The sequence below is a fragment of the Cupriavidus sp. IK-TO18 genome (genome assembly GCF_015549295.1).
Lineage (GTDB): Bacteria > Pseudomonadota > Gammaproteobacteria > Burkholderiales > Burkholderiaceae > Cupriavidus > Cupriavidus oxalaticus_A.
Genome location: NZ_JADGMP010000052.1, coordinates 55,881 through 74,698, shown reverse-complemented (window position 1 = coordinate 74,698; position 18,818 = coordinate 55,881). Strand labels below are relative to the sequence as shown.

The 18,818-nt window shown below is 65.8% G+C and carries 19 protein-coding genes and 1 tRNA gene; 13 read left to right on the top strand and 7 right to left on the bottom strand.

Annotated features, from left to right (window positions below; translation table 11 throughout):
- Positions 1-22 precede the first annotated feature (22 nt).
- From IPF36_RS32655 to IPF36_RS32645, 3 genes are all read left to right on the top strand, one after another.
- A complete protein-coding gene (locus IPF36_RS32655; RefSeq protein WP_029046270.1) occupies positions 23-520 on the top strand; it encodes a CvpA family protein in 498 nt (165 codons plus the stop codon).
- Positions 521-629: 109 nt separating this feature from the next.
- Complete coding sequence (gene purF / locus IPF36_RS32650) at positions 630-2,159, top strand: amidophosphoribosyltransferase (RefSeq protein WP_133095500.1); 1,530 nt, start codon at positions 630-632, stop codon at positions 2,157-2,159.
- A gap of 322 nt (positions 2,160-2,481) precedes the next feature.
- Entirely contained in the window at positions 2,482-3,687 is a 1,206-nt protein-coding gene (locus IPF36_RS32645) for an O-succinylhomoserine sulfhydrylase (protein WP_133095501.1), read from the top strand.
- 24 nt (positions 3,688-3,711) lie between these two features.
- Here IPF36_RS32645 and IPF36_RS32640 read toward each other — a convergent pair whose 3' ends face one another.
- From IPF36_RS32640 to rpsU, 4 genes are all read right to left on the bottom strand, one after another.
- Positions 3,712-4,002 (bottom strand): hypothetical protein, encoded by a 291-nt coding sequence (locus IPF36_RS32640; protein WP_240745887.1) that lies wholly within the window; start codon positions 4,000-4,002, stop codon positions 3,712-3,714.
- Between the two features lie 90 nt (positions 4,003-4,092).
- Positions 4,093-4,965: an ABC transporter permease gene (locus tag IPF36_RS32635; protein WP_135705579.1), complete on the bottom strand. Its 873-nt coding sequence runs from the start codon at positions 4,963-4,965 to the stop codon at positions 4,093-4,095.
- A 13-nt stretch (positions 4,966-4,978) separates the two neighbouring features.
- Positions 4,979-5,890, bottom strand: coding sequence for a nodulation factor ABC transporter ATP-binding protein NodI (nodI, locus tag IPF36_RS32630; protein WP_133095503.1), 912 nt, complete (start codon positions 5,888-5,890; stop codon positions 4,979-4,981).
- Between the two features lie 186 nt (positions 5,891-6,076).
- On the bottom strand, positions 6,077-6,289 hold the full coding sequence (gene rpsU / locus IPF36_RS32625) for a 30S ribosomal protein S21 (protein ID WP_010814647.1): 213 nt from the start codon (positions 6,287-6,289) through the stop codon (positions 6,077-6,079).
- Positions 6,290-6,777: 488 nt separating this feature from the next.
- Between rpsU and IPF36_RS32620 the strand changes: the two genes are divergently transcribed.
- The 5 genes from IPF36_RS32620 (at position 6,778) to IPF36_RS32600 (ending at position 11,400) form a co-directional block, all read left to right on the top strand.
- Complete coding sequence (locus IPF36_RS32620) at positions 6,778-7,167, top strand: cupin domain-containing protein (protein WP_135705578.1); 390 nt, start codon at positions 6,778-6,780, stop codon at positions 7,165-7,167.
- A gap of 48 nt (positions 7,168-7,215) precedes the next feature.
- Positions 7,216-8,193 carry a tripartite tricarboxylate transporter substrate binding protein gene (locus tag IPF36_RS32615; RefSeq protein WP_135705577.1) on the top strand — a complete coding sequence of 326 codons (978 nt, stop codon included), beginning with the start codon at positions 7,216-7,218 and terminating at the stop codon, positions 8,191-8,193.
- A 20-nt stretch (positions 8,194-8,213) separates the two neighbouring features.
- Positions 8,214-9,380 carry an acyl-CoA dehydrogenase family protein gene (locus IPF36_RS32610; protein ID WP_195432116.1) on the top strand — a complete coding sequence of 389 codons (1,167 nt, stop codon included), beginning with the start codon at positions 8,214-8,216 and terminating at the stop codon, positions 9,378-9,380.
- Positions 9,381-9,393: 13 nt separating this feature from the next.
- Complete coding sequence (locus tag IPF36_RS32605; RefSeq protein ID WP_195432114.1) at positions 9,394-10,548, top strand: CaiB/BaiF CoA-transferase family protein; 1,155 nt, start codon at positions 9,394-9,396, stop codon at positions 10,546-10,548.
- 84 nt (positions 10,549-10,632) lie between these two features.
- Positions 10,633-11,400, top strand: coding sequence for an IclR family transcriptional regulator (locus tag IPF36_RS32600; protein ID WP_133095508.1), 768 nt, complete (start codon positions 10,633-10,635; stop codon positions 11,398-11,400).
- 119 nt (positions 11,401-11,519) lie between these two features.
- On the opposite strand, the gene IPF36_RS32595 is transcribed toward IPF36_RS32600, so the two are convergent.
- The 3 genes from IPF36_RS32595 to fdxA form a co-directional block, all read right to left on the bottom strand.
- Positions 11,520-11,595, bottom strand: a tRNA-Asn gene (locus IPF36_RS32595).
- Between the two features lie 210 nt (positions 11,596-11,805).
- Entirely contained in the window at positions 11,806-12,915 is a 1,110-nt protein-coding gene (locus IPF36_RS32590; protein ID WP_133095509.1) for an NAD(P)/FAD-dependent oxidoreductase, read from the bottom strand.
- Between the two features lie 86 nt (positions 12,916-13,001).
- The gene (fdxA, locus tag IPF36_RS32585) at positions 13,002-13,325 is read right to left on the bottom strand and encodes a ferredoxin FdxA (RefSeq protein WP_133095510.1); all 324 of its coding nucleotides are present in this window, start codon (positions 13,323-13,325) and stop codon (positions 13,002-13,004) included.
- A 306-nt stretch (positions 13,326-13,631) separates the two neighbouring features.
- Between fdxA and IPF36_RS32580 the strand changes: the two genes are divergently transcribed.
- The 5 genes from IPF36_RS32580 (at position 13,632) to IPF36_RS32560 (ending at position 18,810) form a co-directional block, all read left to right on the top strand.
- Complete coding sequence (locus IPF36_RS32580) at positions 13,632-14,171, top strand: hypothetical protein (protein WP_135705574.1); 540 nt, start codon at positions 13,632-13,634, stop codon at positions 14,169-14,171.
- A 78-nt stretch (positions 14,172-14,249) separates the two neighbouring features.
- A complete protein-coding gene (gene pncB / locus IPF36_RS32575) occupies positions 14,250-15,419 on the top strand; it encodes a nicotinate phosphoribosyltransferase (protein ID WP_135705573.1) in 1,170 nt (389 codons plus the stop codon).
- A gap of 81 nt (positions 15,420-15,500) precedes the next feature.
- Complete coding sequence (locus tag IPF36_RS32570) at positions 15,501-16,187, top strand: lactate utilization protein C (protein WP_133095513.1); 687 nt, start codon at positions 15,501-15,503, stop codon at positions 16,185-16,187.
- A gap of 177 nt (positions 16,188-16,364) precedes the next feature.
- Complete coding sequence (locus tag IPF36_RS32565; RefSeq protein WP_195432113.1) at positions 16,365-17,810, top strand: sodium:proton antiporter; 1,446 nt, start codon at positions 16,365-16,367, stop codon at positions 17,808-17,810.
- Positions 17,811-17,814: 4 nt separating this feature from the next.
- Positions 17,815-18,810 (top strand): D-glycerate dehydrogenase, encoded by a 996-nt coding sequence (locus IPF36_RS32560; RefSeq protein WP_133095515.1) that lies wholly within the window; start codon positions 17,815-17,817, stop codon positions 18,808-18,810.
- Positions 18,811-18,818: the final 8 nt, after the last annotated feature.

Genomic DNA, 18,818 nt, shown 5'->3' with positions numbered 1-18,818 from the left:
ATGGGCGCGGCAGCGAGCAACGATGCAGCCGACTTTCTTCGACTACGCCGTGGTCTTCATCCTGCTGGCCTCGGGCGCGCTGGGCGTGCTGCGCGGCCTGGTGCGCGAGGTGCTGTCGCTGATCGGCTGGGTGGTGGCGTTCTGGGTCGCGTTCCGCTACGGCGCGGTGGCCGCGGGCTGGATGCCCGAGTCGCTGCCCGGCGGCGAGCTGGCACGCCACGCGCTGGGTTTCGTGGTGCTGCTGATCGGCACCGTGCTCGGGGCGTCGCTGGCCGGCATGGTGGTCGGGCAGTTGCTGGAGAGCACGGGCCTCAAGCCGGCGGACCGCGGGCTCGGGCTGGTGTTCGGATTGCTGCGCGGCGCGCTGCTGGTGATGGTGATGGTGACGCTCGCCAGCCTGACGAAATTGCCGGAAGAACCGTTCTGGCGCGATGCGGTGAGCCGTCCCTATGTGATGCAGGCCATGGAATCGGTAAAGCCATGGCTGCCGCCGGAGCTGGCGAAGTACGTCAAGACATGACATGAAGCCGGGCATGGTGCCCGGCCAGTAGTACGCAGGCCTTGCGGTCCGGAAGGTTAGCCGGACCAGGCTGCGCCCCCTGATTCAAAGCCTTTCCTGGGAGCTTGGCATGTGCGGTATCGTCGGTGTGGTTTCAGCCACGCCTGTCAACCAACTGATTTACGACAGCCTGCTGTTGTTGCAACACCGCGGACAGGATGCTGCCGGCATCGCCACCGCCAACGGCAGTACTTTCCACATGTACAAGGCCAACGGCCTGGTGCGCGACGTCTTCCGTACCCGCAACATGCGCGGCCTGCCGGGCACCGCGGGCATCGGCCAGGTGCGCTACCCGACCGCCGGCTCGGCCTCGAGCGAGGAAGAGGCGCAGCCGTTCTACGTCAACGCCCCGTACGGCATCATCCTGGCGCATAACGGCAACCTGACCAACTGGCAACAGCTGCGCGAGGAAATGTTCCGCCGCGATCGTCGCCATATCAACACCCACTCCGACACCGAAGTGCTGCTGAACGTGCTGGCCGACGAGCTGCAGCGCGCCAGCAACGGCATGGCGCTGGACCCGGAAACCATCTTCAAGGCCGTTGCGGGCATGCACCGCCGCGTGCGCGGCTCGTACGCCATCGCGGCGCAGATCGCCGGCTACGGCATGCTGGCGGTGCGCGATCCGTTCGGCATCCGCCCGCTGTGCCTGGGCAGCGTCGAGACGCCGTCGGGCAAGGAGTGGATGGTTGCCTCCGAATCGGTGGCGCTGGAAGGCATCGGCTACAAGTTCGAGCGCGACGTGGCTGCGGGCGAGGCCATCTTCATCGACCTGGACGGCAAGCTCTACAGCAAGCAGTGCGCCGACAACCCGGCGCTGACGTCCTGCATTTTCGAGTACGTCTACCTGGCCCGCCCGGATTCGTGCATCGATGGCGTACCGGTCTACGACGCGCGCCTGCGCATGGGCGACTACCTGGCCGAGAAGATCCGCCAGGAAGTGTCGGCCGGCGACATCGACGTGGTGATGCCGATCCCCGACTCCAGCCGCCCGGCCGCGATGCAGGTGGCCAACCGCCTGGGCGTGAACTACCGCGAAGGTTTCTTCAAGAACCGCTACGTCGGCCGTACCTTCATCATGCCCGGCCAGGCAGTGCGCAAGAAGTCGGTGCGCCAGAAGCTCAACGCCATGGGCGTCGAGTTCAAGGGCAAGAACGTGCTGATCGTCGATGACTCGATCGTGCGCGGCACCACCTCGTTCGAGATCGTGCAGATGGCGCGCGACGCCGGGGCCAACAAGGTGATCTTCGCCTCGGCCGCGCCGCCGGTGAAGTTCCCCAACGTGTACGGCATCGACATGCCGACCCGCAGTGAACTGGTGGCGCACGGCCGCACGCACGAAGAGATCGCAAAGATCATCGGCGCGGACAAGCTCGTGTACCAGGAGGTGGAAGCGATGAAGCAGGCGGTGCGCGACATCAATCCGGCGCTGAAGGACTTCGATGCTTCGTGCTTCGATGGCCGCTACGTCACCGGCGATATCGACGAGGCCTACCTGGACCGCCTGGAAACCGCGCGCAGCCAGGCCGACCGCGACGGCACCGCGGCCGACACCGAGCGCTCGGCGCTGCACCTGCAGCGCTCGGGCAACAACGAGTAAGCCGCAAGCCTGTCCCGCGGCATGTCCGTTCGTTGACGGATGCGACGCCCGGCCGTAACATGGCCGGGCGTCGATTTGATAGTCAGCTTGCGGACGCGGGTCCAGCCCGAAACAGCTAAAGAGATGGTGGCCGGCAAGATTCGCCAATGCGCACAGTGCTGCGCAACGCGTCCACCCATCGCCACAGCCTGCCGAAGGCCGCCGCAGAACAGCAAGCCCGTCGATCCGACCATCCGATCGCACGGGCTTTTTTCATGGCCGGCCGCCTTGCCGCGGCGGGCCGCAACCATTGCATTCGCGCGGGTACGACCGCGCCACCAGCATGAACGAACCGCTCAATCCTGAATCGCTCGGCATCGATACCCTTGGCGTGCGCGCCGGCACGCTGCGCAGCGAGTTCATGGAGCATTCCGAGGCCATTTACCTGACCTCGAGCTTCTGCTTCAACAGCGCCGCCGAGGCCGCCGAACGCTTTGCCAACTCGGAAGAGGGCTTCACCTATTCACGCTTCACCAACCCGACCGTGTCGATGTTCCAGTCGCGGCTGGCCGCGCTGGAAGGGGCGCAGGCCTGCATGGCCACGGCGTCGGGCATGAGCGCGATCCTGTCGGTGGTGCTGTCGTCGATGCAGGCGGGCGATCACCTGGTCAGCTCGCGCGCGATCTTCGGTTCGACCATGACGCTGTTCAACAATATCTTCGGCAAGTTCGGCGTGGAGACGACCTTTGTCGATCCGACCGACCTCGAGGCGTGGCGCGCGGCGGTGCGGCCGAACACGAAGCTGTTCTTCCTGGAGACGCCGTCGAATCCGCTGACCGAAGTGGCCGACATCGCGGCCGTGGCGGACATTGCCCACAACGCCAATGCGCTGCTGGTGGTCGACAACTGCTTCTGCTCGCCCGCGCTGCAGCAGCCGATGAAGTTCGGCGCCGACATCGTGGTGCATTCCGCCACCAAGCATATCGATGGCCAGGGCCGCGTGCTGGGCGGCGCGGTGCTGGGCTCGCACGATTTCATCATGGGCAAGGTGTTCCCGTTTGTGCGCACCGCCGGCCCGACGCTGTCGGCGTTCAACGCGTGGGTACTGCTCAAGGGCATGGAGACGCTGGCGATCCGCATGGAGCGCCATTCGTCCAGCGCGCTGGCGCTGGCGCAGTTCCTGGAGTCGCATCCGGCCGTGGCGCGCGTGTTCCACCCGGCGCTGCAGTCGCACCCGCAGCACGAGATTGCCATGCGTCAGCAGAGCGGTGGCGGCGCGATCGTTTCGTTCGAGCTGAAGGGCGCCACGCCCGAGCAGCAGCGCGCCAACGCCTGGCGCGTGATCGACAACACGCGTCTGTGCTCGATCACCGGAAACCTGGGCGATACCCGCACCACCATCACGCACCCGTACACCACCACGCATGCACGCGTGAGCCCGGAGGCCAAGGCGGCCGCGGGCGTGGGCGAAGGGCTGATCCGGCTGGCGGTGGGGCTGGAATCGGTCGAGGACCTGAAGGCCGACCTGCTGCGCGGCCTGGGCGAGTAAGACAGCCTGCGAGGCTGCCCGCGCTTACGGTGCTTCCTGCGCCGGCGGCGGATCGTCGCTGCCGGCCACCGCTTTCACGCCGGCAGCGGTGATGTCGTAAGTAGTACCTACTGCGGTCGAGGCCACGCTGACCGCGGCGGAACCGACGGTTGCCACGGTCGAAACCGCGGCACTGCCCACGGCCATCACCATGCAGCCGCCCAGCGAAAAGGTAGCCAACGCGGCTCCCAACGCCAAGGCAACGCGCTGCAAGGTGGCGGGTTCTCCGCTATCGTTGCGCACGGTACGCTGCAACGGGAAATTTCGGTATGGCATGGACACTGCTGGCCCTGGCAGGGCTGTTCGAAGTGGTGTGGGCAATCGGGCTCAAGCTGGTGGGCAGCGCCTGAGCCCGCGCGTGCAACCTCAGCGCAACATCCGCCGGCGCAGCAGCACCAGCGAAACCACCAGCGCGGCCACCGCATAGGCTGCGAGCACGGCAAGATGCAGGCTGGCGCCTTCCACGGGCCGGCCCAGCATCAGCGGCCGGATCAGATCGACCGCGTGCGCCAGCGGCAGCAGCCTGGTGGCCGCCTGCACGCCTTCGGGCAATTGCTCCACCGGAAAGAACACGCCCGACAGCAGCAGCATCGGCGTCATCGCCAGCGTCTGGTAGAACATAAAGAAGTCGTAGCTGGGCGCCAGCGCGGTGACGATCATCGCCAGCGCGGCGAAGGCAATGCCGGCCAGCACGATCACCGGCAGCGCCAGCAGCGCGCCCGGCATTTGCGCATAGCCCAGCGCGGCCGCCACCAGCATGATCGCCAGGCCCGACAGCACCGCCTTGCTGGCCGCCCAGAAGATCTCGCCCAGCACCACGTCGCCCAATGTCAGCGGCGCGTGCATGATCGCTTCCCAGGTGCGCTGCACGTGCATGCGCGAGAAGGCGGAGTACATCGACTCGAAGCTGGCCGACATCATCACGCTCGATGCGGTGGTGCCGGCGGCGAGGAAGGCGATGTACGACACGCCGTTGACCTGGCCCACCATCAGCCCCAGCCCGAGGCCGAGGCCGAACAGGTAGATCATCGGATCGGCCAGGTTGCCGATCATCGACGGGATGGCCAGCTTCCTCCACACCAGGTAGTTGCGGTACCAGACCATCATCCAGTTGCGCATGTTGCGTGGCAGCAGCGGCTGTGGATAGGTCTGGCGCGCGGCCGGGCCAGCGCTCCGGGTGGCGATGGCGGGCGTGTCGGAGGTGTCGGAGGTGTCGGTGCGGGGGTCCTGTTCGCTCATGTCAGTCCCTGGTTCAGTCCCGCATCTCGCGGCCGGTCAGCTTGAGGAACACGTCCTCCAGGTTGGCCGGGCGGTGCAGGTAGCGCACGCCGTTCTTGCCGTGCAGCGCCGCCAGCAGCGGGGCGGGCTCGCGCACGTAGCAGAACAGCGTCTCGCCGCTCATTTCGGTGCGCTGCGCCAGCGGTGTCAGCGTGCCGCGCAGCGTGCCCAGTTCATCGCCGTAGACCTCGACCACATCGCAGCCGATCTGGCTGTCGATCAGCTCGTGCGGCTTGCCTTCGGCGATCTTGCGCCCGCCGTCGATCACGCACAGGTAGTTGCACAGCCGTTCGGCTTCTTCCATGAAGTGCGTGGTCAGCAGGATGGTCTTGCCACTCGCCATCAGCGACTTCAGGCGCTCCCAGATCAGGTGGCGCGCCTGCGGGTCCAGTCCGGTGGTGGGCTCGTCCATCACCAGCAGGTCGGGATCGTTGATCAGCGCGCGCGCCACCGTCAGGCGCCGGCGCATGCCGCCGGAGAGGTCGCGTACCTGCGCGTCGGCACGGTTTTCCAGCCGGGCGAATTCCAGCAGCTTCGGCACCCGGCGCTCGATCTCGGTCGATGACAGCCCGAAGTAGCGCCCGAAGATGCGCAGGTTCTCGATCACCGAGAAATCCGGGTCGAGGTTGTCGAACTGCGGCACCACGCCCACGCGCATGCGCGCCTGCGGCGCGCGCTCGGGGATGGGCTCGCCGCATAGCATCAGCGTGCCGGCCATCGGCGTGGTCAGGCCCAGCAGCAGGCGCAGCGTGGTGGTCTTGCCGGCGCCGTTGGGGCCGAGCAGGCCAAAGCACTGGCCGCGAAACACCTGGAGATCGAGGTCATCGACGACGACCGTATCGCCGTATTGCTTGCGCACCTTGCGCAACTCGAGGATGGCAGTCAAGGCAGGGGTCCGGTGGGCGCCCAAAAGGGGGCGCAATATCCGCCATTATGCCGGGCATCGGCGCAACGCTCAGGTGGCGCAGTGCAGCAAAGGCCGCCAGCCTGGGGCGCGACCCGGACGCACGTTTCGTGCAGGCATAAAAAAACCGCCAGCGAACTGGCGGTTTTTTTACGAAGCTTGCCCGAATCAGTACATCTTCTTCGGCAGCATTTGCATGCGCAGGCGCTTGCGCAGGCGTGCTTCGGCGGCCTTCTTCTTGCGCTTGCGCTCGGTCGTCGGCTTCTCGTAAGCGGTACGGCTCTTGAGTTCAACGATCAGGCCAGTCTGCAGAATGGCACGACGGAAACGCCGCATTGCAACTTCAACGGGCTCACCGGGTTTCAAGACGATCTTAGTCAATTCAGTCCTTTAGGGGATTGCCGCGGTAGCGGCTGGTTCACACGGGGGGAAACTGCTGTCGCCGGAGCGACTGGTATTGCACGCTGGGCTTGTGCCCGGTGCGCCCCCGCGAACCTGAAAGATGTGGACGTTTCAGTCCGTGCAACCAGTGTCAGGGGTGATAGCGCCAGGCCCGGATATAACTTGGAGCCTGACAGTACCGGTTTCCATGAATGCTATACGCCCGTAACTATGGCACGTATACGACGCACCTGTCAAGAATGGCGTTCGATCGGCGCCGTAGGAAAGGCCGGCAAGCCGCGAATTATCCGCATTTTTTCGATTGTCCACCAGCCCACCCGGAATCGCGGGTGATGGCCCAAGCGCTGCCTACCGGTAAACCCGCAAGATGCCTGAAATTGTTTGACGATTAAATTCATATGTATAAACTAAGATTCATAGATATGAATTACTCGCCCAGTACGGCGAGATCCACACAGGAGAGCAGCGTGCCGCAACCCCCGGTTTATTTCATCTCGACCGAAGAGGTCGAGGGCTACCACCCCGCCAACCACGTCGGCACGCTGAACCGCCGGCTGATCGGCCCCGAGACCGTGGGTTCGCGCCACCTGGAAGTGATTCACGGCACCATCGAGAAAGGCAAGGGCGCGCTGCCTCACGCGCACCCCGGCATCGAGCAGGTGTGCTACGTGCTGGAAGGCCGGGCCGTCGCAGAAGTCGGCGGCCAGCGCAAGGAACTGGGACCGGGCGATTGCTGCTTCTTCCCGCCGGACGAGATGCATGTGTTCACGGTGGTAAGCGAAGAGCCGGCCAGGATCCTGGTGATCTATTCCCCACCGTACGAGGAATCGCCCGAGCGTGTGACACGGCCCGCCTGAGACGCGGCCGGCCACGGCAAGAATTCATATAACGACAGGAGACAGACCGTGAAGTGCTTCAAGACCGCTTTCGCCAGCCTGGTGGTGGGATTTGCCGCCGCGCTGCTTGCAACACCGGCGCCGGCCGCCGATGAATTTCCGTCCAGGCCGCTGCGCCTGGTGGTCCCGTTCGCAGCCGGCAGCGGCACCGATGCGGTGGCCCGGCTGACCGCCAAGTACCTGGGCGAAGCGCTGCAGCAGCCGGTGGTGGTCGACAACAAGCCGGGCGCCAACGGCACCATCGCCGCCGAGTTCGTCGCCAAGGCGCCGGCCGACGGCTATACGCTGTTCATGACCACCAACACCACGCATTCGGCCAACCCGTCGCTGATGAAACAGCTGCGCTACGACCCGGTCAAGGACTTCACGCCGGTCTCGCGCATGGGCAACCTGCCGTTCATGCTGGTGGTCAACCCGCAATTGCCGGTGAAGACGCTGCGCGAATTCATCGACTACGCCAGGGCGCATCCTGGCATGAGCTACGCGAGCGGCAACAGCACCGGCATCGTCGCCGGCGCGACGCTGTCGAAGATGGCGGGCCTGAAGATGCTGCACGTGCCGTACAAGAGCACGCCGCCGGCGATGACCGACGTGATGGGCGGCCAGGTGCAGGCGATGTTCGTCGACTTTGCCGCGGGCATCGCCAATGTGCGCGCCGGCAAGCTGCGCGCGCTGGCGGTGACCACCGTGCAACGCAGTGCGCTGCTGCCGGACCTGCCGCCGGTCGGCAGCGCGCCCGAGCTTAAGGGTTTCGACATCACGTCCTGGAATGGCGTATTCGCACCCGCCGGCGTGCCGGCGCCCGTGGTGGAGCGCCTCAACCGCGAGCTGGTTGCCATCGCCACCAGCAAGCAGCATGCCGCACAGTTCCACGCGCTGGGCTTCGAGCCCTTCGGCAGCACGCCCGCCGAGCTGAACCAGTTTGTCGTGGCCGAACTGCAGAAGTGGTCGCGGCTGGTGAAGGACGCGGGCATCCAGCCGGAATAAACAACCTGACAGGCAATCTCATGAATTTCGATCTCTCCGAAGAACAGGCATCGATCGTCGAAGCCGTGCAGCAGGTCTGCACGCAGTTCGACATGGAGTACTGGGACCGCCTCGACAAGTCCGGCACCTATCCGCACGAGTTCTACAAGACCCTGTGCGAGGGCGGCTGGCTGGGCGTGGCGATGCCCGGGGCATTCGGCGGCGCCGGTCTCGGCATCCTGGAAGCGGCGCTGGTGATGCAGACCATCTCGCAGTCGGGCGCGGGCATGACCGGCGCGTCGGCGGTGCATATGAACGTGTTCGGCCTGAACCCGGTGGTGGTGTTCGGCACCGAAGAGCAGAAGGGCCGCTTCCTGCCGCCGCTGATCGCCGGCGAGGAAAAGGCCTGCTTTGGCGTGACCGAGCCCGATGCGGGCCTGGACACCACCAAGCTCAAGACTTTCGCGCGCAAGGTGCCGGGCGGCTATTCGGTGAGCGGGCGCAAGATCTGGATCTCGACCGCGCAGGTGGCCGACCGCATGCTGTTGCTGGCGCGCACGACGCCGCTGGAGCAGGTGAAGAAATCGACCGAAGGCCTGTCGCTGTTCTACACGAAGGTGGACCGCAGCCGCATCGAGATCCGCGAGATCGACAAGATGGGCCGCGCCGCCGTCGATACCAACATGCTGTTCATCGACGACCTGTACATCCCGGAAGAAGACCGGATCGGCGAAGAGGGCAAGGGCTTCGAATACATCCTGCATGGCCTGAACCCCGAGCGCATCCTGATCGCCGCCGAAGCCATCGGACTGGGCCGCGCCGCGCTGGCAATCGCCACGCAGTACGCCAAGGAGCGCGTGGTCTTCGGCCGCCCGATCGGCATGAACCAGGGCGTCCAGCACCCGCTGGCGCAGGCGTGGATGCAGCTGGAATCGGCCAACCTGATGATGCTGAAGGCCGCCGCGCGCTACGACGCGGGGCAGTCCTGCGGGGCCGAGGCCAACGCCGCCAAGTACCTCGCCGCCGAGGCTGGCCACAACGCCTGCCAGACCGCGATCCTGACGCTGGGCGGCATGGGCTATTCGCGCGAATACCGCGTCGAGCGCCTGCTGCGCGAATCGTATATCCCGCGCATCGCGCCGGTCAGCCCGCAGCTGATCATGTGCTTTATCGCCGAGCGTGTGCTGGGTTTGCCCAAGTCGTACTGAACGGGAGGTGACGATGCAAGACAAAGCGCCTCCCGCGACCGGGCCACTGGCGGGCGTGCGGGTGATCGACATGACCTCGGTCGCGATGGGGCCGTACGCCACGCAGATCCTCGGCGACATGGGCGCCGAGGTGATCAAGGTCGAAGCGCCCGCCGGCGATGTGTTCCGCCATGCCGAGCCGGCGCGCCACGCCGCGATGGGCGCCAGCTTCCTCAACCTGAACCGCAACAAGCAGTTTGTCGTGCTCGACGTCAAGCAGCCGGAGGACCTGGCCGAGCTGAAGTCGCTGATCGCCACGGCCGATGTCTTCGTCTCCAACGTGAGGCCGCAGTCGTTGCGCAAGCTCGGCCTGGACTATGCCTCGCTGCGTGCGGATCATCCGCGGCTGATCTATTGCGGCGCCTATGGCTATTCGGAGGAGGGCCCGTATGCCGGCGCGCCGGCCTTCGACGACATCATTCAGGCGCGCAGCGGGATGGCGCAGTTCCAGGGCGCCAACTCGAACGAGGGGCCGCAGTACGTGAACACCATCCTGGCGGACAAGGTCGCCGGCCTCACCGTCGCCTATGCGATCCCGATGGCGCTGTATGAGCGCGAGCGGTCGGGGCAGGGGCAGGCCATCGAGGTGCCGATGTTCGAAACGCTGGTGTCCTTCCTCGCCACCGAGCAGCTGGCCGGGCAGACCTTCGTGCCGCCGCTCGGCCCTGCCGGCTATCCGCGCGTGATGTCGGCCCACCGCAAGCCGTACCGCACCAGCGACGGCCATCTCGCGCTGCTGCCCTATACCAGCGCGCAATGGCTGCGCTTTTTCGACCTGTCAGGCCATGCCGGACTGGCGCGCGACCCGCGCTATGCGACCCCAGCCGCGCGCAGCGCCAATATCGACGCGCTCTACGCCACGCTGGCCGAGATCGTCGCGCAGCGCACCACCACGGAGTGGCTGGCGTTGCTGCGCGATGCCGATATCCCGCACAGCGAGCTGCCGCATTTCGACAGCCTGGTGGATGACCCGCACCTGCGCGCCACCGGCATGATGTTCGAATACGACCATCCGAGCGAAGGGCGACTGCGGGGTGTCGGCATCCCCACGCGGTTCTCGCGCACGCCGGGCAATATCCGCAGCTGGCCGGAAGGTCTGCCACAGGCGCAGGACGGCACCGGTACCTGATCCGGCCGCACCGGGATCCGCGGGTGCCGTTCCCACGCCGCGTACAATTCCGGCCAAAGCACACGGAAGTCGAGGAAGCCAACGATGGCAGAAAACGAAGCGGCGGAAAAATCGGGCTACGGCAGCGTCAAGACGGCGCTGCGCGTGATCGAGATCATGGAGATCTATGCGCGCGAAGGGCGCTCGCTGACGCTGACCGAACTGGCGAAGCTGCTGGGCGCGCCGATGTCGAGCTGCCTGGGGCTGATCCGCACGCTGGCGTCGCTGGGCTACCTGTACGAAACCGGCCGCCGCCAGGGTTATTACCCCACGCGGCGGTTACTCGATATCGCCCAGCGCATCGCGCGCAACGACCCGCTGCTCGAACGGGTGCAGCCGGTGCTGGAGTCGCTGCGCGATGACACCGGCGAAACCGTGATCTTTGGCAAGCTGCAGGACGACGGCCGCGTGCTCTACCTGGAGGTGCGCGAGTCCGCCAACCCGGTGCGCTATATCGCCGCGCCGGGCGAACTGCGCGACGCGCATGTCAATTCCATCGGCCGCGCCATCCTTGGCACCATGGCCGCGGAGAGCCGCGCGGAACTGCTGGCCGGCGTTTCCTTTGCGTCGCGCACCGGGCGCACGGTGGACTCGCTGCGGGTATTCGAGGCAGCGATGCAGCAATGGCAGGCGCAGGGGTGGTATCCGAACTTCGGCGAGTCGTTCCCGGACCTGGGGGCCATCGCGATTCCGGTGTCGCTCGGCGGCGTCGTCTACGGGATGTCGGTGGCGGGGCCGCTGCATCGGGTCGAGGCCAATGCGGAGGCTATCGTCGTGGCGCTGAAGGCCGCGGGCAACACGCTGCAGGGATAAACGGAGGGAAGAGGGCAGGGGCGGCGAAGGGCAGGGGCGCTGCGGCAGCCCCGGGCGCAAGCCTCAACGAGCTACAAACGAAAAAGCCCGGTGCGTTTGCACCGGGCTTCCGTATCGGTTGGCTCCCCGACCTGGGCTCGAACCAGGGACCTGCGGATTAACAGTCCGTCGCTCTACCGACTGAGCTATCGGGGAACAGCTGAGAAAGAAATTATAGCCAGTTTCTCTTTTTGCCGTCAACACCTTGCCAACATTTTGTTTGTCTTCAGGTGCTTCGGAGCGGCTGGCTGGCTGCGTCCCACGTTGGTGGTCAACAGCGAGGCCGCATTATAGCGACGGTTTTTCGTTTGTGCCAGAAAAAAACCGCCTTGCGGCGGTTTTTTCTGCGGCACCGTGCAGCGCCGTTCAGTCGAACACCGGCGATTCCACGCCCAGGACCTTGTGCAGCTTCGGCGAAGTCGTGGTGTACTGCATGTGGATCTTCTTCTCGGGGAAGATATACGGCGCAGCCCCGAACGCAGCCAGCGCGGCCTCGTGGAAGCCCGACAGGATCAGCTTCTTCTTGCCGGGGTAGGTGTTGATGTCGCCCACCGCGAAGATGCCCGGGATATTGGTCTGGAACTTCTCGGTATCCACCTTGATCTGCTTGCGCTCCAGGTCCAGGCCCCACTCGGCGATCGGGCCGAGCTTGGGCGACAGGCCGAAGAACACCAGCAGGTCGTCCAGCGGCAGGCGGCGGGTCACGCCGTCGGCACCGGTCACCTTGATCTCGGTGAGCACGCCGTCTTTCTCTTCATAGCCGCCGATCTGGCCGACCAGGAACTGCATCTCCATCTGTTCGCACAGTTCCTTCATCTTGGCCACCGAGGCCGGCGCGGCACGGAAGCCGTCGCGGCGGTGGATCATCACCACCGACTCGGCCTTGCCGACCAGGTCCAGCGTCCAGTCCAGCGCCGAGTCGCCGCCGCCGACGATGACCAGGTTGCGGCCGTGGAAGCGGCTCGGATCCTTGACGCGGTAGAACAGCTGCTTGCCGTCGAACTTGTCGAGGCCCTCGACCTTCAGCGTACGCGGCTGGAACGAGCCCACGCCGGCGGCGATGAAGATGGTCTTGGTGATAAAGCGGGTTCCGAGCGAGGTCTCGACGAAGAAGCGGCCGTCTTCACGGCGCTCCACCACGGAGACTTCCTGGCCCAGGTGGAAGGTGGGCTCGAACGGCTCGATCTGCTTGAGCAGGTTGTCGGTCAGTTCCTGGCCGGTGCAGCTGGGCACGGCCGGGATGTCGTAGATGGGCTTGTCGGGATACAGCTCCACGCACTGGCCGCCAACGACTTTCAGGGAATCGATCACGTGGGCCTTGATTTCGAGCAGGCCCAGTTCAAACACCTGGAACAGGCCCACCGGACCGGCACCGACGATCAGCGCGTCGATTTCGAGCGGCTGGCCGCCTGCGGGGCTGCCGCCCTCGACCTGCTTGGTCGTGTCGGCAACGGGATTTGGAATGCTCAAGTCCATATTCGTCCTGATACGTTGGTTGGGCACGCGGGTGCCCGGCATTGCGGAAAGCGCGTGGGGACGGCCTTCTTTGCAGCCTGGCGCGCTCAGCGCTCCAGGTACTGCAGCTTGTCGGTGGTGTCCTTCCAGTCCTCGGCCTCGGCCAGCGGGGCCTTGGTCTTGGTGATGGAAGGCCAGGCGCGCGCCAGTTCGGCGTTCAGTTCAATGAACTGCTGCTGGTCGCCCGGCACGTCTTCCTCGGCGTAAATGGCGTTCACCGGGCACTCGGCCACGCATACGGCGCAGTCGATGCACTCATCCGGGTCGATGGCCAGGAAGTTCGGGCCTTCGCGGAAACAATCCACCGGACATACGTCAACGCAGTCTGTATAGCGGCAACGGATGCAGGATTCGGTGACAACGTGAGTCATTTCGGTTCCAGGAAAACGGGTCGGCTTTTAATGGGAAACTGTTGGGCCGCTTCTTGCCGGCGGACGCCTCCATCTGCCTTGGCGGGCAGGTATGGCGGGACGAGCGCCGGCCGTGGCCTTTCGGGAACCGGTATTGTAGCCGAGCCTTCTGGCAAGGATAGCGGGTCTATATAGCTGGATCAGATAGTTTTCTTATTTCTTTATGTACTTTTGATCCAAGACATGGCGGCCCGCTGGCGTGCTTGCGCAACCGCAGGCATGATGAGGCCGCCTGAGTGCCACATGCCTCCACGCCGGGAGATTCGTATGCCACGCCAGCTTCGTGATTGCCGCCGCGCCGCCTTGCTATCCCTGCTTGTGATGCTGGCGGCATTTCCGGCGATGACACCGACCGCCGCTGCGCAAGCCCTGGTCCAGCCGGGCATGGCGGACAGCGTGGTGTCCCGGCTGGTGGCATGGCGCGCGCGATCGGAGGCGCCGGTTGCCTTGCCCGCATTGACCGGCTTCGACTGGGACTACTTCACCGTGACCGATTCCCCCGCGGGCGATGCCATCGCCCATTGCGGCCGTGCCGGCCTGATGCCTTGCGGACCCGAGTTGAACCCGAAACCGGGGGACCGGATGCAGGTGCTGCGCTTCGAGCGCGCGGGCGCGGCGGTCTACACCGAGCGCATCCTTGCCGAGGACGGCGCCTTTGCCGAGCCGCTGCCGCAACGCGTGCCGCGCAGTGCCGCCACGCTGGTGTCGTGCCCCGGGAGCGACGGCCGCGCGCTGTGGTGCCTGCAGGGCAGGACGGCCGGCAAGCCGGTCCTGCGCGCGCCGCAGCCGTTCCTCGACGGCGCTTGAACGCCTGTCAGCGCCCCGGACGCGCGCCGTCTCGGTTAGCATGTCAGCCTGACCCGGCACATCGCCTTCTGGCTAGCCATGATTATCCAGTCTCTGCTCGACACCGACCTGTACAAGTTCACGATGATGCAGGTGGTCCTGCACCAGTTTCCGCAGGCGCAGGTCGAATATCGCTTCAAGTGCCGCAACGCCGGCGTCGACCTGACGCCGTATATCGACGAGATCCGTGCCGAGATCGCGCACCTGTGCCAGTTGCGCTTTACCGATGACGAACTCGCCTACCTGCGCGGCCTGCGCTTCATCAAGAGCGATTTCATCGACTTCCTCGGCCTGTTCCACCTGAACGAGAAGTACGTGTCGGTGCGCGAGGCGCCGCAGGGCAACGGCGAGATCGAGATCTCGATCATCGGCCCCTGGCTTCATACCATCCTGTTCGAAGTGCCGGTGCTGGCGATCGTCAACGAGGTCTACTTCCGTCGCACCCAGCCGCGGCCTGACCTGGCCGTCGGGCGCAGCCGGCTGGAGAACAAGCTGGCGCTGCTGCAGCCGCCGGAATTAGCCGATTGCGTCATCGCCGACTATGGCACGCGCCGGCGCTTCTCGCGCGACTGGCAGGAAGAGGTGCTGCTGACCATGCGGCGCGAGCTCGGTTCGCAGCTGGCCGGCACCAGCAACGTCCATTTCGCCCGCCTGCACAACATGGTGCCGCTCGGCACGATGGCGCACGAATACCTGCAGGCCTGCCAGGCGCTGGGGCCGCGCCTGCGCGATTCGCAGGTGTACGCGCTCGAACGCTGGGCGCGCGAGTACCGTGGCGACCTTGGCATCGCGCTGTCAGATACCTATGGCTTCGATGCCTTCCTGCGCGACTTCGACCTGTACTTCTGCAAGCTGTTCGACGGCGTGCGCCATGATTCGGGCGACCCGATCGTTTGGGGCGAGCGCATGGTGGCGCATTACGCCGCCAACCGCGTCGACCCGCGCACCAAGACGCTGATCTTCAGCGACAGCCTGGACGTGCCGCGCGTGATCGAGCTGTTCCAGCGCTTCCACGGCCGCTGCCGGCTGGCCTTCGGCGTCGGCACCAACCTGACCAACGATCTCGGCTACACGCCGCTGCAGATCGTGATCAAGATGGTGCGCTGCAATGGCCAGCCCGTGGCCAAGCTGTCGGACACGCCGGAAAAGACCATGTGCGACGATGTCGGCTACCTGTCCTACCTGCGGCAGGTGTTCTCGGCGCAGTAGGCATTGCGGGATTCCGGTGCGCCGTGCCATGCCGCGGCAACTATAATCGGCGCATCCTTGCCAACCGCACTGCCAGGCCCTATGGAAACCAACGACGCCCGCGACCGCATCTTTGCCCGCATCCGTGCCGCACAGGGCAGGCCGCGCCAGCCCACGCAGGGCGAACGCGCCGCGGTGGCCGATTACCTCGCGCGCCATCCGCAAGGCCCGCGCCCGATGCCGGCCGCCGATCTCGTCGAAGCCTTCGTGCAGCAGGCCCAGCGCATGGCGTCTACGGTCGATCGTGTCGCCACCATGGACGAAGTGCCGGCGGCAGCGCGACGTTATCTGGACAGCCTGAACCTGGTGCAGCGCGCCGTGGCATGGGATGCGCTGGGCACGCTGCCATGGCAGGCCGCCGGCATCGCGGTCGAATGCCGGCCGCCGCTGCGCGAGGTCGAGGCCGACCGCGACCATGGCGACCTGGTCGGCATCACCGGCTGCTTCTGTGCGATCGCCGAGACCGGCTCGCTGATGCTGCTATCGGGGCCGGCGACTTTCGCCTCCGCGGCGCTGCTGCCGGAAACGCATATCGCGGTGGTGCCGCGCTCGCGCGTGGTCGCCGGTCTGGAAGACGCCTTTGCGCTGGTGCGCAGCGAACGCGGCGAGCTGCCGCGCGCGACCAATATCATCAGCGGCCCGTCGCGCACCGGTGATATCGAACAGACCATCGTGCTGGGCGCGCATGGCCCGTATCGCGTGCATGTGATCGTGGTCGAGCAGGCTTGATCCATGGGGCAGAACGGACATAAGAATCGCCTGTAAACGCGCAGCAAACGCGCGACGCAGCACGATCGCGCGAGGAGTCTGGATTACACTTGCAGGCTTGCCGTGCGAGCCCGCACGCCGTTCGTTGCGGGGGCTCGATGCACCATGAACGCTGCATTCCCGAGGAGATCCTGCCTGATGCGACGTGCTTTCGTACCGTTGCCGATGCTGACCATGCTGACCATGCTGGCAGCTGTCTTTGCTGTCTTCCCTGTGGCCGCGCATGCCGCGGACATAGAGGGGGCCGCACTGTCGCCGCTATGGGGCCTGCCGTTTGCCGGCATCCTGCTGTCAGTCGCGCTGTGGCCTCTGCTTGCGCCCAAGTTCTGGCACCACCACTATGGCAAGATCTCCGCGGGCTGGGGGCTGCTGTTCCTGCTGCCGTTCGCCGCGGTGTTCGGCACGCATGCGGCCGCCGCCAGCGCGGTGCATGCGCTGCTCGCCGAGTACATCCCCTTCATCTCGCTGATCGCTTCGCTCTATATCGTCGCGGGCGGCATCTGCGTGCGCGGCAACCTGCACGGGACACCGCGGCTCAATACGGGCATCCTGGCGCTGGGTACCCTGCTGGCAAGCTTCATGGGGACTACCGGCGCGGCCATGCTGCTGATCCGTCCGTTGCTGCGCGCCAATGACAACCGCCGGCATGTGGCGCACGTGGTCGTGTTCTTTATCTTCCTGGTGGCAAATGCCGGCGGCTCGCTGACGCCGCTGGGCGATCCGCCGCTGTTCCTTGGCTTCCTGAAGGGCGTGGACTTCTTCTGGACCATGCGCAACATCTACCTGGAGACGCTGTTTATCTGCGCGGTGCTGCTGGTGGTGTTCTACCTGGTCGACCGCCATTACTACCGCAACAAGGAGGAAGAACTGCCGCAGCGGAACGATCCCACGCCGGACTCCCACGGCATCACGATCGACGGCAAGATCAACTTCGTGCTGCTGCTGGCCCTGATCGGCCTGGTGCTGATGAGCGGGCTGTGGCAGCCGGCCATCTCGTTCAACGTCTTCGGCACCGACGTGCCGCTGCAGGCGGCGGTGCGCGATGCGCTGCTGATCGTGGTGGCGGTGGTGTCGCTGCTGGTCACGCCGCACACCGCGCGCGCGGGCAACGAGTTCAACTGGGAGCCGATCCTGGAGGTCGGCAAGCTGTTCGCAGGGATCTTCCTGACCATCATCCCGGTGATCGCCATGCTCAAGTCCGGCACAGACGGCGCCTTTGCCGGCGTAATTCGCGCGGTCAGCGACGGCAACGGGCAGCCGGTCGACAGCATGTATTTCTGGGCGACCGGGCTGCTGTCGTCGTTCCTGGACAATGCGCCGACCTACCTGGTGTTCTTCAACACCGCCGGCGGCGATGCCGCCACGCTGATGACGCGCGACGCCTCGACTCTGGCCGCGATTTCCGCCGGCGCGGTGTTCATGGGCGCCAATACCTATATCGGCAACGCGCCCAACCTGATGGTCAAGGCCATTGCCGAGAACCGCGGCGTGCGCATGCCGAGCTTCTTCGGCTACATGCTGTACTCGGGCATTTTCCTGATGCCGCTGTTCGTCATCATGACCTTCCTCTTCTTCCATGTGTGATGCCATGAAGCCGTCCGTCCTTGTCACCCGCGCCATCTATCCCGAAGTGATCGACCGCCTGGCGCAGTATTTCGATGTCGACGACAACCAGCAGGACGCGGTGCTTGATGCCGCCGCGCTGAAGGCCCGGCTGGCCGGCAAGGCCGGCGTGCTGGCCAACGCCGCCGACCGCATCGACGCGGACCTGGTTGCCGCGCTGCCGTCGCTGCGCGCGGTGTGCAACATGGCCGTCGGCTACAACAACCTCGACGTGCCGGCACTGACCGCCGCGGGCATCGTCGCCACCAACACGCCCGACGTGCTGACCGAGACCACCGCCGACTTCGGCTGGGCGCTGCTGATGGCCACCGCGCGCCGCGTCACCGAGTCCGAGCACTACCTGCGCGCCGGCAAGTGGCAGCGCTGGAGCTACGACATGCTCGTCGGCATGGATTTATACGGCAGCACGCTCGGCATCCTTGGCATGGGCCGCATCGGCCAGGCGCTGGCGCGCCGTGCCAGCGGGTTTGGCATGAGCGTGCTGTACCACAACCGCAGCCAGCTGCCGGCGGACACCGAGCGCACGCTCAACGCCCGCTATGTCAGCAAGGAGGAACTGCTGCGCCAATCCGACCACCTGCTGCTGGTGCTGCCTTATGGCCCGCAGAGCCACCATGCCATCGGCGCCGCCGAGCTGGCGCTGATGAAGCCGACGGCGACGCTGGTCAACCTCGCGCGCGGCGGCATCGTCGACGACGCAGCGCTGGCGCAGGCGCTGCGCGACAAGCGCATCTTCGGCGCCGGGCTGGATGTGTTCGAGGGCGAGCCCAGTGTCCATCCGGACCTGCTGACGGTGCCCAACGTCGTGCTGACGCCGCATATCGCCAGCGCCTCGGAAAAGACCCGCCGCGCCATGGCGACGCTGGCCGCCGACAACCTGATCGCCGCGCTCGACCAGGGCCCGCAGGCCGGCCATCCGCCCACCGTGATCAACCCTGAAGTCATGCCGGGCCGCCGCTGAGGCGCGCC

Bases quoted from the DNA above. Each gene is read 5' to 3' on its own strand.
- IPF36_RS32600 (WP_133095508.1), top strand. From the start codon at position 10,633: ATGGCAGAAAACGAAGCGGCGGAAAAATCGGGCTACGGCAGCGTCAAG.
- pncB (WP_135705573.1), top strand. From the start codon at position 14,250: ATGATTATCCAGTCTCTGCTCGACACCGACCTGTACAAGTTCACGATG.
- IPF36_RS32560 (WP_133095515.1), top strand. From the start codon at position 17,815: ATGAAGCCGTCCGTCCTTGTCACCCGCGCCATCTATCCCGAAGTGATC.
- IPF36_RS32565 (WP_195432113.1), top strand. From the start codon at position 16,365: ATGCGACGTGCTTTCGTACCGTTGCCGATGCTGACCATGCTGACCATG.
- IPF36_RS32570 (WP_133095513.1), top strand. From the start codon at position 15,501: ATGGAAACCAACGACGCCCGCGACCGCATCTTTGCCCGCATCCGTGCC.
- IPF36_RS32580 (WP_135705574.1), top strand. From the start codon at position 13,632: ATGCCACGCCAGCTTCGTGATTGCCGCCGCGCCGCCTTGCTATCCCTG.
- IPF36_RS32645 (WP_133095501.1), top strand. From the start codon at position 2,482: ATGAACGAACCGCTCAATCCTGAATCGCTCGGCATCGATACCCTTGGC.
- IPF36_RS32640 (WP_240745887.1), bottom strand. From the start codon at position 4,002: ATGCCATACCGAAATTTCCCGTTGCAGCGTACCGTGCGCAACGATAGC.
- IPF36_RS32635 (WP_135705579.1), bottom strand. From the start codon at position 4,965: ATGAGCGAACAGGACCCCCGCACCGACACCTCCGACACCTCCGACACG.
- IPF36_RS32655 (WP_029046270.1), top strand. From the start codon at position 23: ATGCAGCCGACTTTCTTCGACTACGCCGTGGTCTTCATCCTGCTGGCC.
- fdxA (WP_133095510.1), bottom strand. From the start codon at position 13,325: ATGACTCACGTTGTCACCGAATCCTGCATCCGTTGCCGCTATACAGAC.
- IPF36_RS32610 (WP_195432116.1), top strand. From the start codon at position 8,214: ATGAATTTCGATCTCTCCGAAGAACAGGCATCGATCGTCGAAGCCGTG.
- IPF36_RS32605 (WP_195432114.1), top strand. From the start codon at position 9,394: ATGCAAGACAAAGCGCCTCCCGCGACCGGGCCACTGGCGGGCGTGCGG.
- purF (WP_133095500.1), top strand. From the start codon at position 630: ATGTGCGGTATCGTCGGTGTGGTTTCAGCCACGCCTGTCAACCAACTG.
- IPF36_RS32590 (WP_133095509.1), bottom strand. From the start codon at position 12,915: ATGGACTTGAGCATTCCAAATCCCGTTGCCGACACGACCAAGCAGGTC.